We start from the raw sequence: 12,072 nt of genomic DNA on the forward strand, positions 1-12,072 counted from the left end.
GCCTTCGGCTGGGAACGCTCCAAGGTGGGGCTACCCACCGGGCGCGCAGTCCACCAGGCCGACGGCACCATGACCCAGACCTTCGAGAGAGGCAGCATCTCCGTGGCGCCCAACGGTAAAGTGACCATCCGCTGACATCTCGCACCGGGAGAGCGGCGAGGCGGCCAGGAGTGCATGAGACAGCTCATGAGACACTGGCTGCCTCGCCGCTTCCTTACCAGCCGCCTTCATCGACCACCTGCCGGGAAGGACCTCCACATGAACCGAGGACTCGTCTACTTCCACTTCGATCCTCATCATCAGGTCCGCGACTACGTCCTGGCCGCGCTCAGCTCCCTGCGGCCCCACGCCGACCACATCCTGCTGGTTTCCAACTCACCCATCGGCGACGCCGACCGCGCCCGACTGGAGACCTGCTGCGATGAGATCCTCCAGCGCCCCAATGAGGGGCTCGACGTCGGCGCCTACCGGGCCGGCCTGGAGCACCTGGGCTGGGAGCGGCTCGCCGACTTCGACGAGCTCATCCTGACCAACCACACCTACTACGCGCCGCTGCGCCCCTGGGAGGAGGTCCTCACCCGCGCCGCTGGCTGGGAGGGCATCTCCTTCTGGGGCATGACCGAGCACGCCGCCATGCGTCCCCACCCCTTCCTGGCCAGGCGTGAGCTGCCCCGCCACCTCCAGTCCCACTGGATCGCGGTGCGCCACAGGCTCCTGACAGCCCCGGCCTTCCGTGAGTACTGGGAGCAGATGCCGCCGGTCTCCTCCTACCGCGACTCCATCCAGTGGCACGAGTCGCGCTTCACCGGCCACTTCGCCGAGCTCGGCCACACCTGGCAGGTCGCCTTCCCCGTGGACCGCTACCGCTCGGCCAACCCGGCCATCGAGGAGGCCCCGGCGCTGCTGGCCGACGGCTGCCCCCTGCTCAAGCGCCGCGCCCTCTTCCACGACCCGCTCCACCAGGACCGCCAGGCCGTCGTCGGCGGGGAGCTGCTGGAGGCCGCCGTCGAGGCCGGCTACAGCGAGGACCTCATCCTGTCCGACGTCGTCCACACCGCGACCGCCCGCGACCTCATCGTCAACGCCGGCCTCACCGAGGTCGTGACCGGGTGCGTCCCCGGGGCCGTGGGAGCCGGTGCGCAGACGAGCTCGCCTGCGCACCGGTCCTCGGGCTGCGTCGTCGTCCACATCCCAGCCGGGAGGGAGGCGGTGGAGCGCGCCGAGGCCGACGGGCTTGCCCGCCGCCTGGCGAGCCTGCCGGCGCACTGGCGGGTCGTGGTCACCTCGCCCGAACCGCTGGATGCCGTCGACCTGGAGCGGGTCACCGGCCGCCGTCCCACACAGGAGGACATAGAGGAGGACTCGACGCACGGGGAAGGGGACGTGTCTTTGCGCGTGGTGCGCGACCTCGACCCGCGGGGCACGATCGCCTTCCTCACCCAGTGCGACGACCTCTGGGATCCCGGCCGGGGCGCCGGTGGCGACGAGGGTGGTGATGACGGTGGCGACGGTGACCCCCTGGTCCTGCGGATCACCGTGGGGCCCGCGCCCGGCCCCAAGACGAGGGCCGACGACGTCGCCCACCGACAGGCGCTCGACTGCCTGCTGGACTCGCCGGGGTATACGGCCGGCCTCATCGACCTCTTCGCGCAGCACCCCGGCCTCGGTGTGGCCGTGCCCGCCGCCGGCCACATCGGGCAGGCCCACGCAGGACCGACATGGGACGGGCTGGCCGGTGCCGCCAAGGCGCTGTCCCGGCGGCTCGGCCTGACCGTGGAGCTTGATCCGCTCGCCCCCGTGGCTCCGTCAGGTGCGATGTTCGTGGCCCGCCCCGCAGCGCTGCGCACCCTGAGTGAGGGAGCCAAGGAGCTTGTGCGGCTCACCGAGCAGGCCGCCGCCGGGCCCGAGCAGTCGGCCGAGCGCCTCAAACGCGCCCGCGCCGCCGAGGTGCTCGAGCTGCTGACCGTCTACGCGGCCATGTCCAGCGGCTTCCACCCCCGCGAGGTACTCGCCGCGACCTGGGCCGGACGCCTCTACGGGGCCCTGGCCTACAAGCATCGGGCCGTTACCGCCGACCTTCCGGACCACACCGATGAGCAGGTCAGGTTCCTCCAGGCCCGGTTCGGTCCCCGGGCCGGAGTCGGTGCCCGGGTGCGCACCTACGTCGACGTCCACCACCCCGACATGGGCAGTGCTCTCAAACCCGCCTATCGCTATCTGACTGGTGGGGCCTCAGATCTGGCGCGCGCTGCGACGAGTGCCGGCAGGCGTCTACGCGACGTCGGCCGTCCTCGGGGGGAAGACAAAAGGGATTGAGTGAGGTGTTAACATACCGCGAGGTGCTCCCCGCACCTCCTGTCAGCATGGTCGGGTATGCCCCTGTTGGAGCCCCAGCCTCGATCAATGAGTCACGTGAGGACCTTTGGCCTGTCCATGAAGAAGATCAGCGTCGTCATCCCCAGTTACAATGAGGAAAAAAGCGTCAGGTTGATGTATGACCGACTGAACTCGGTATTTCGCACGCATCTTCCCCAGTACGACTACGAGATCATCTTCGTCGATGACTACTCGACGGACGGCACCCGCGGCGCGATCCGTGCACTGGCGGCTGAGGACAAGCGGGTGAAGGCCGTCTTCAACGCCCGTAACTTCGGTTTTCACCGGAATGTCTTCTCGGCGCTCACCTACGGCTCGGGGGACGCGACCTTCATGCTCTTCGGCGACCTCCAGGACCCTCCGGAGAACCTCCCGGAGTTCGTGGCCCGCTGGGAGGCGGGGGCCAAGGTCGTCATCGGGCAGAGGCGATCCTCTGACGAGGGCTTCATCATGACGGGATGCCGTCACCTCTACTACAAGCTCATTGACTGGTTCGCCGACACCCCTCAGATCGCGCGCTTCACCGGATACGGGCTCTATGACGTCGAGTTCATCGATGTTCTGCGGCAGATAGGCGATATTCAGCCCTACTTCAAGACGGTGGTCGCTGAGTACGGGATCGGGCTCGAGATCGTCCAGTACGATCAGGCCCAGTCCTCCCGGGGGAAGTCGAACTTCAACTTCCTGCGCAACTACGACTTCGCCATGCAGGGAATCACCAGCTCCACCAAGCTGCTGATGCGCATGGCCACCTTCGTGGCCACCTTCGTCGGCATCATCTGCCTGGGCCTGGCCATCTTCGTCCTGGTCAAGAAGCTCATTGACTGGAACGCCTATCCGGTGGGTGAGGCCTCCCGCACGGTGGGCCTGTTCTTCCTCGGCTCCATTCAGTTGTTCTTCATCGGAATCCTGGGCGAGTACATTCTCAGCATCAACGGGCGCATTGTCAGCAAGCCTCGCGTGGTCATCGGTGAGCGCCTCAACTTCGGACCCTCCGAGGGGCCGTCGGGCTTCGGTGGCGGCCCGTCGTCGCAGGCGGATCCCTCCACGCAGGAACGTCCCGGCGGGAACGCCTCTTGAACGCCCTCCAGGAGAAGCTGCGCCCCATCCTCCTGCAGTTCGGGCGCTTCCTCGTCGTCGGCGGTATCTCCTTCAGTGTTGACTTCGGCCTGTTCACCGTGCTGTACGGGCTGGGCGTGCCCCACCTCATCGCCAGTGCGACGTCCTTCTCCACCTCGGTGGTGCTCAACTACATCCTCTCCAGACGCTACGTCTTCGAGGCCCAGGAGAATGTCAGTGTTCTCAAGGAGTTCACGCTGTACGTTCTGCTCAACGTCGTCGCACTGGGCCTGAACACACTCATTCTCTATGTATGCGCTGACCTTGCTGGCATGAGCCCCTTCCTGGGGAAGATCCTCGCCACGGCAATCGTGCTCATCTACAACTTCATCTCCCGCAAAGCCCTCCTGGAGCGTCTTGGCACCTCCGGCGGGGCGACCGCTGTCCACCACTCCGATGAACAGGCAGGCTCTCGTGTCCGGTAAGTCCGCGAAGAACAGTACGGATCAGGTCAAGAACAACACCGCTGAGACAGTCGATCAGGACCTCGCGCAAGGGATCCGCGCCCAGGACGAGGACGGGCGGCCGACAGGCGCGTCAGAGGAGCCGGAGACCGTCCCGGCCGCAGGCGTGGCCTTACGGATTCGCACGTTCATCGATGCCAGGAGCGATCAAGGACGCCGGGCGGTCGAGCGCGTGGTGGACAGCCGCCTCGGCTCCTGGTGGAGCAGTACCGAGGGGCCCGGCCTCGTGGACTGGGCGCTGCTGGGCGTCATCCTGCTCGGCGCCTACGCCTTCTTCCTCTACGGGGACGTGCGAGCCACCTTCGAGCACTCCTTCAACTTCCTGGACTCGGTGCTCCAGGGGCGGGTGGGAGACTTTTACCAGATCGCGATCGAGCACACCTCGACCGGTCACCCCGCGGTCTACGACATTCCGCTCTACCTGCTCTTCGGGCTGTGGAACCTGCCGACGTACATCATCTACCGGATCACCGGCTTCCACTACCTGCTGTCGACGCCGGCGCAGCTGTGGCTCAAGACCCTGATGGTGCTGGCCGCGCTCATCGCCGCCAAGGTGCTGGTGGACATTGCGCGGGATCTGGGAGTCAGCCGGCAGCGCAGCAAGTGGGTCGCCTTCTTCTTCCTGTCCTCGATGACGCTGTTCGTCCCGGTCTTCGTCATCGTCCAGTACGACATCATCATGATCGTCTTCATCCTGCTGGGGCTGCGCGCCTACCTGCGCGGCCGGCTGGGCAGGTTCCTGCTGTGGTTCGCGATCGCCAATACCTTCAAGCTCTTCGCCATCTTCATCTTTGTGCCGCTCCTGCTGCTGCGGGAGAAGCGGCTGCGCGTGGTGGCCCTTCAGTTCGGCGTCGGACTGCTCGGCCTGGTGGCCTGCCGGGCCATCTACCACGGCAATGTGGCCTACAAGGCATCCACCGGTGGATTCATGAGCAGCATGCTCCAAAGGCTCACCGCCGTCGGGATACCGTGGATGGGCAGTACGATCCCGGTCTTCGTGGTGTTCATGGTCGGGATCGTCGTCTTCGCCTACCTGCGCCGCCCTCAGGGGACGAAGGCTCTGGCGGCCGACGCGGTCTACATCTGCATGGCCATCTACCTCGTCTTCGCCACGGTGGTCCCGCTCAACCCCTACTGGGCCGTCATGGTCTCGCCCTTCGCGGTGCTCATCATCTTCCTCAACCCGCGTCACGTGCTGCTCAACACCCTCCTCGAGACGGGCGTGGGAACCGCCTTGTTCCTCCTGTACGCCTTCAACGGCTACTCCATGTACAACCGGTCGATCTTTGATCAGCTGCTCCTGCCTCACCTGATCGCCCCGGTGGCGCAGCCCCGGTACGAGACTCCCGCGCAGTTCCTCGAGACCGTGGGAATCAGCCGGCAGGGCTCCTTCATCGTCGGCTTCATGATCGCCTGCGCCCTGGCGATCCTCATCATTAACTTCCCCCGTCGGAAGATGGTGGAGGACCTGGGCCAGGGGGAGCGCATCCCGCGCTCGGCGGCCTGGGTGCGTCTTCTCATGCCGGCGGGCTTCAGCGCGCTTGTCATGATTCCCTACTTCGTGCCCGCCATTCCGGTGGTGTACTCGGCATCCACTGACGCCCCTCAGGCGGGGAGTGTCAACATTCTCCAGGACGGGGCCAGCGTCGCCGAGACGATCACCCTGCCGTCAACCGTGGAGGTCAGCTCCGTCAATATCGCCTTCCTGGCCGAAGAGGTGCAGTGGCTCGACTCCTCGGTGGTCAACGTCGAGGTCACGGACGCCTCCGGCCACCAGGTCTTCAGGACCGAGGCCCCGGCGAACTCCCTTCACGTCGGCCTGCACGAGTTCCCGGCCAAGGGACTGGTCCTGCACGGTGGCGAGAAGTACACCGTGACGATCACCAGTAAGATGACCGAGGGTGGCAATGCCCGTGTCATGATCAACCCCGCAGTGGACCAGTTCCCAACCACGGAGAACGGAACGACCGTCCACGGTGATCTCCTCATGACCATCGCCGGCAGAACCAAGTGATTGCTCCGCAACCGCACCTGTTAGGATGCACAACCATGGCAAAGACAGTTCTCGTCACTGGAGCCGGCGGCTACATCGGTCGCCACGTCGTCACTGCGCTCCTGGAGCGCGGCCTGGACGTCAAGGCCCTCGACCTACGACTCGACGGTGTCGACGAGCGGGCGCAGAAGGTCTCCCTGGACCTCTTCTCCGGGGACGCCGACATCTACGACCAGATGGGACGCCCCGACGTCGTCCTGCACATGGCCTGGCGCGACGGCTTCAAGCACGCCTCCTGGGCCCACATGGATGACCTGGCCAAGCACGCCCACCTCATCGAGAACCTCTACGCGGGGGGCCTCAAACACCTCGCCGTCATGGGGACGATGCATGAGGTCGGCTACTGGGAGGGTGCTATCGACGAGAGCTCTCCGTGCAACCCCGCCTCGCTGTACGGCATCGCCAAGAACGCGCTGCGGGAGACCACCTTCCTGTCGGCCAAGGCGCACGGCGCCGTCGCCCAGTGGATCCGCGCCTACTACATCGTGGGGGACGACAAGTTCGGCAACTCGATCTTCTCCAAGCTCCTGGCCGCCGCCGAGGAGGGTCGCACCACCTTCCCCTTCACCACGGGTAAGAACCGCTACGACTTCATCTCCGTGGACGAGCTGGCCAGGCAGATCGCAGCGATCGTGGACCAGACCGAGGTCAACGGCGTCATCAACGCCTGCACCGGCGAGCCTGTGAGCCTGGCCGAGCGCGTCGAGGCCTACATCCGCGACAACTGTCTGGACATCACCCTGGAGTACGGGGCCTTCCCGGATCGGCCCTACGACTCGCCGGGAGTGTGGGGCGATCCGACCAAGATCCGCCGTATCCTCGCCTCAAGCGCGAGCTGAGGCACCCTGAGCAGCCGCATCCCCACCCTTTTCCTGCCGCGGTAAGCGGCCCGAACCACTGCCCAGAAGGGACATCATGGCAACGCTTGGCGAGGACCCGAAGCGACTCGGAATCTTCTTCTTCTTCGATGCTCAAGGGGTTGTGGACTCCTACGTGGAGACCCTCCTCGCCGACATGGTCAAGAACCTCTCCGAGCTGGTCATCGTCGTCAACGGCGAGCTGACCGCCAAGAGCTACGCCAAGCTGAGTGCCTTCACGGACAACATCATCCTGAGGGAGAACAAGGGTCTGGACGCCTGGGCCTACAAGACGGCCCTGGAGAGCTACGGCTGGGACAGGCTCGCCGAGTTCGACGAGGTCGTCCTGTTCAACGCCACCATCATGGGGCCGGTGTATCCCTTCGAGGAGATGTTCACCGAGATGGCCGGCCGGGACGTCGACTTCTGGGGCATCACCTGGTTCCACAAGGTTTCCGACGACCCCTTCGGGTATTCCCTGGAGGGGGGCTTGCCCCGTCATCTTCAGTCCCACTTCCACGCCTATCGGCGCTCCCTGGTCTCCTCCAAGGCCTTCCAGGACTACTGGGACAACCTTCCTCAGATCAACTCCTACGAGGAATCCGTGGGGCTCCACGAGGCACCCTTTACGCAACGCTTCGAGCGGCACGGCTTCGTCTCCGACGTGTATGTCAACACTGAGGACCTGGAGGGCTTCACCCTGCAGCCCATCCTCTTCGCTCCCAAGCAGCTCATCGCAGAGAGGCGCTGCCCCATCTTCAAGCGCCGCTCCTTCTTCCACAGCTACGAGGATGTGCTTCACCAGGCCGTGGGGAACGCAACCGTTGAGCTCTACGAGTACCTGCGCGACCACACCGACTTCGACACGAACCTCATCTGGGACAACGCCCTGCGCTCCATGAACATGGCGGATCTGGTCAAGAATCTCCAGCTCACCTACGTCCTGCCCACGCAGGCGGTGGCCCGCGAGCCCAAGCCGCAGAAGGTCGCCCTCATCGCGCACCTGTACTACATGGATCTCCTGGAGCCCACGCTGGCCTACATCACGTCCATGCCCGAGGGGACGGACCTCATCCTCACCGTCGGATCCCAGGAGAAGGCGGATCTGGTGGAGGAGGCCTGCAAGAACCTGCCCTACAACGTGGACGTGCGCCTCATTGAGAACCGGGGTCGGGACGTCAGTGCGCTCCTGGTGGGCTGCAAGGACATCGTCAGCGACTACGACCTGGTCTGCTTCATGCACGACAAGAAGGTCACCCAGCTGAGCCCGTACACCGTGGGTGAGGGCTTCGCCCGTAAGTGCTTCGACAACCTCCTCCCGACTCGAGAGTTCGTCGAGAATGTCATAGCCACCTTTGACTCGGAGCCCCGACTCGGTCTGCTGTCGCCGACCCCTCCCAACCATGCTGACTACTTCCCCATTTACTCCTATAGCTGGGGACCGAACTTCGATCGCACGAGAATGCTCCTGGAGAAAGAGCTGAACCTGAGCGTCCCGCTCGATGCTCACAAAGAGGTCATTGCCCCACTGGGCACCATGTTCTGGTTCCGTCCCGCAGCCCTCAAACCCCTGTTCGACCACGACTGGACATGGGAGGAATTCCCACCTGAGCCGAACAATATTGACGGAACCATCCTCCACGCCATCGAGCGCGCCTACGGCTATGTCGCTCAGGCCTCGGGCTACTTCTGCGGCTGGCTCTTCTCGGACTCCTTCGCGCGGATCGAGCTGACGAATCTGTCGTACTACACCAGGGAGCTCACCACCGCGGTGTCGCAGCACTGGGGGGTTGATGTCGAGCAGCGAATGGTCCAACGGATCCGTTGTGCTCGCAGCACTCGTCAGCAGGTCAAGGATCAGGTCAGTCGCTGGATCCCGACCGCGGTGCGATCGCCCCTCAAGGGCGCGTACCGCCGAGTCAGGGGGATCGGTAAGTGACCGAAACGGGCGCGTCGGTGGGGGCGGCGGGTGGTGGGAAGCCGGTCGCCAGAAAACGGACCAGGATCTTCTACCTCGATCTGGTCCGAGCCCTGGCTGCGCTTCTCATCGTCCTCACCCACTTCAACAACCCCTACCTGGCTGAAGGCGGCTACGTTCTGACCAACTTCCCCTTCGGCATCTATGTGGGTGGGCTCGGCGTCTCCCTGTTCCTCATCATCTCCGGGGCTGCCCTGACGCTCACCTACCGGCGACCCATCAACCTTAAACGGTTCTACTGGAAGCGCTTCCTCAACATCTACCCGATGTTCTGGACTGCTTGGATTCTGGCGACGCTCTACTTCTTCGTTGTGACTGGGGGTCGACCGCCCAACAGCGCTCCGACGCGCTCTCTCATCTTCACGGTCCTCGGCGTGGACGGTCTAGTCGCCAACTTCCACGTGCGCACCGCCTACCTCCTGGGTGAGTGGTTCCTCGGTTTCATCCTCCTGTACTACCTCGTCTTCCCGCTGCTGCTGTGGGCCATTGACCGCTATCCGATCGTCACGGGCGTTGCCATCCTGGCGGCTTACGCCGCCACCGTGATCGTTATGCAGCGCTACTTCGTGGGCTACCCCTCGGCGATGATCCTCACGACCAGGCTCCCCGAGCTGGCCTTCGGCAGCTACTTCGTCCTCTACGGTCGCCGCGTTCACTGGGCCACCGTTATTCCGGCAGCAGCGGTCCTAGCCGTCTCGGCCATGCTCCCAGAGGAGATTCCCGAGGACGTGGCCACCACACTCGTTGGTATCTCGGCTTTCCTCATCCTCGTGGTCGTCGGTCGCTATGTGGCGATCCAGCCGGTACGTGTGCTCGTTGATCTCATCGCCAAGTATTCCTACCCGATCTTCCTGGTCCACCACGTCGTCATCATGGTCCTCTACGAGAAGATCAACGTGGCGGGCTTCGTGCCGGTTCAGCGCTACACGATGCTGGCCGCGACCTGCGTCATCGTCTTCGGCCTATCGGTGGCGCTGGTGAGGATCACTGACCACGTCGTTGCTTTCGTCACCAAGGCTTTCAAGGGCATGAGCTGGCGCTCTGAGGTCTCCGAGGTCGAACGTTAACGTGTGCAGCGTGCGGCTCCAGGCAGGGGCGAGCTCGTGGCCCGCGCCCCTGAGGAGTGTCGAAGGCAACGGCGGCTGCGGGCCCTTAAGGCTCCGGCATCGCTGAGAATAGTGACGAGGTCGTTGTGCGACGCGTGAGAGCTCGTTACTCCGGCCCCGACTCGACAACACCCAAGGGAGACCCTCGTGACCCGTACCTGCCTCGTGACTGGTGGCGCCGGATTCATCGGCTGCGCGATCTCGCGCGATCTGGCGGACGCCTTCGACCGCGTCGTGGCTCTGGACAACATGCACCCGCAGATCCACCCCTCCCAGGCTCGGCCCGCCAAGCTCGACGAGCGCGTGGAGCTGCACCGCCTGGACGTGTCCGTCGGTGAGGACTGGGACGCGGTCCTGGCTGAGGTCGCACCGGATGTCATCGTCCACCTGGCCGCGGAGACCGGCACAGGCCAGTCGCTCACCGAAGCCTCCCGACACGCGAATGTCAACGTCGTCGGCACTACGCAGATGCTCGACGCCCTCGTGCGCCACGAGATCCGCCCCGACAAGATCGTCCTGGCCTCCTCCCGGGCCGTCTACGGAGAAGGGAAGTGGGTGGATGCGGAAGGGCACTTCTCCTACCCCGGGCAGCGCACCCACGCGATGCTTGAGGCCGGTCAGTGGGACTTCGCCGGACTGACCCCTTCGGTCCAGTCCTCCACCGAGGTCAAGGCCTCCCCGGCCAATGTCTACGCTGCGACCAAGTTCTGCCAGGAGAACCTCGTGACCTCCTGGTGCGGCTCCTTTGGTGTCACCCCGGTGCTCTACCGGCTTCAGAACGTCTACGGCCCCGGCCAGTCCCTCATCAACCCCTACACCGGCATCGTCTCCCTCTTCGCCCGCCTGGCCAAGCAGGGGCAGTCCATCCCGGTCTACGAGGACGGCCAGATCGTGCGGGACTTCGTCTTCATCGACGACGTCGCCTCCGCCATCGTGGCCGGCGTCCTGCACTCGCCGGCCGCGACTCTGCCCTACGACATCGGCCTGGGGGAGCGGACCACCATCATGCAGGTCGCTCAGGTCATCGCCGAGCACTATGGAGCGCCCGCCCCGCACGTCACCGGCCAGTTCCGTGACGGCGACGTGCGCGCAGCCTGGGCCGACACCGCGCGCGCCCGCCAGGCGCTGGACTGGGAGCCCCGGGTCGGTGTCACCGAGGGCATCAACCGGCTATGCGACTGGATTGACGCCCAGGAGGGGGCGGTTCCACCTGCGCACACAGGCACTGCGACGGAGGTGTGAGCCTATGCAGCTGTCTCGACTGCTCCGCTCGGAGGACGCCCGCCAGACGCTGGACCTCACCCTTCGGCTGACTCAGCGCTCGGTCTCCTCGGAGTTCAAGGGCACCACTCTGGGGCGACTGTGGTCCTTCATCAACCCCCTGGCCACCATCGCCATCTTCGCCCTCATCTTCGGCGTCGTGTTTCGTAACGGGGTGCCGCCGGGCCGTAACTCCGGGATCGACTCCTTCGCCCTGTGGATCGGCATCGGGGTGCTCAGCTGGACCTTCTTCTCCAACGGCATCATGGCCTCCATGAACGCCCTCGTGAACAACTCGGGGCTCCTCACCAAGGTCTACTTCCCCCGCCAGGTCCTCATCTACTCCGCGGTGCTCTCCCTGGCCGTGGACTTCGCCTTCGAGCTGCTCGTGCTGATCATCATCGCCATGCTGATGGGCGGTCCCGGGGTCCTGCTCATGATCCCGGCGCTGCTCGTTGTCACCCTGTTGGCGGGCATGTTCGCCGTCGGACTGGGGCTCATCCTGTCCATCGCCACCGTCTACTTCCGGGACCTGGGCCACCTGTGGCAGATCTTCAACCAGATCTGGATGTACGCCTCCGGCGTCGTCTTCCCGTTGAACATGCTCGACGGAGTCCAGAACCGCCTGTTCGACGCCGGCTGGCAGATCAACGGCGCACCGATCCCCATCACGACGATCGCTCGGCTCAACCCGGCCGAGACCTATCTCGAGGCCTTCCGATCCTGCCTGTACGACTTCGCCCTGCCGTCGCTACCGGTCTTCCTGGTCTGCCTGGGGTGGGCGGTCGCCATGCTCTCACTGGGCCTGGTCTTCTTCCGCCGGCACTCGGCGAGCATCGTTGAGGAGCTCTGATACGTC

At 64.9% G+C, this 12,072-nt stretch carries 9 protein-coding genes; all 9 read left to right on the forward strand.

The annotated features are described in order from the left end of the window. The first annotated feature begins 258 nt into the window (after window positions 1–258). The 9 genes from BKH20_RS00915 to BKH20_RS00955 all read left to right on the forward strand — a co-directional run bounded on the left by BKH20_RS00915 (window position 259) and on the right by BKH20_RS00955 (window position 12,066). Window positions 259–2,316 (forward strand): rhamnan synthesis F family protein, encoded by a 2,058-nt coding sequence (locus BKH20_RS00915; protein ID WP_075389569.1) that lies wholly within the window; start codon window positions 259–261, stop codon window positions 2,314–2,316. An 87-nt stretch (window positions 2,317–2,403) separates the two neighbouring features. Then, entirely contained in the window at window positions 2,404–3,456 is a 1,053-nt protein-coding gene (locus BKH20_RS00920) for a glycosyltransferase family 2 protein (RefSeq protein WP_256692959.1), read from the forward strand. Continuing rightward, window positions 3,453–3,920, forward strand: coding sequence for a GtrA family protein (locus BKH20_RS00925; RefSeq protein ID WP_075389571.1), 468 nt, complete (start codon window positions 3,453–3,455; stop codon window positions 3,918–3,920). Before BKH20_RS00920 ends, BKH20_RS00925 begins: the two co-directional genes overlap by 4 nt. Then, window positions 3,910–5,973, forward strand: coding sequence for a hypothetical protein (locus tag BKH20_RS00930; protein WP_075389572.1), 2,064 nt, complete (start codon window positions 3,910–3,912; stop codon window positions 5,971–5,973). Before BKH20_RS00925 ends, BKH20_RS00930 begins: the two co-directional genes overlap by 11 nt. 35 nt (window positions 5,974–6,008) lie before the next feature. Further along, a complete protein-coding gene (locus BKH20_RS00935) occupies window positions 6,009–6,851 on the forward strand; it encodes an NAD-dependent epimerase/dehydratase family protein (protein ID WP_075389573.1) in 843 nt (280 codons plus the stop codon). 76 nt (window positions 6,852–6,927) lie between these two features. Further along, complete coding sequence (locus BKH20_RS00940; protein ID WP_075389574.1) at window positions 6,928–8,808, forward strand: rhamnan synthesis F family protein; 1,881 nt, start codon at window positions 6,928–6,930, stop codon at window positions 8,806–8,808. Beyond that, window positions 8,805–9,914 (forward strand): acyltransferase family protein, encoded by a 1,110-nt coding sequence (locus BKH20_RS00945; RefSeq protein ID WP_075389575.1) that lies wholly within the window; start codon window positions 8,805–8,807, stop codon window positions 9,912–9,914. The genes BKH20_RS00940 and BKH20_RS00945 overlap by 4 nt, the downstream gene beginning before the upstream one ends. A gap of 186 nt (window positions 9,915–10,100) precedes the next feature. Further along, window positions 10,101–11,195, forward strand: coding sequence for an NAD-dependent epimerase/dehydratase family protein (locus BKH20_RS00950; protein ID WP_075389576.1), 1,095 nt, complete (start codon window positions 10,101–10,103; stop codon window positions 11,193–11,195). A 4-nt stretch (window positions 11,196–11,199) separates the two neighbouring features. Next, complete coding sequence (locus BKH20_RS00955; RefSeq protein ID WP_075389577.1) at window positions 11,200–12,066, forward strand: ABC transporter permease; 867 nt, start codon at window positions 11,200–11,202, stop codon at window positions 12,064–12,066. The last annotated feature ends 6 nt before the right edge of the window (window positions 12,067–12,072 follow it).

The organism is Actinomyces oris, assembly GCF_001937445.1.
GTDB classification, from domain to species: Bacteria; Actinomycetota; Actinomycetes; order Actinomycetales; family Actinomycetaceae; genus Actinomyces; species Actinomyces acetigenes.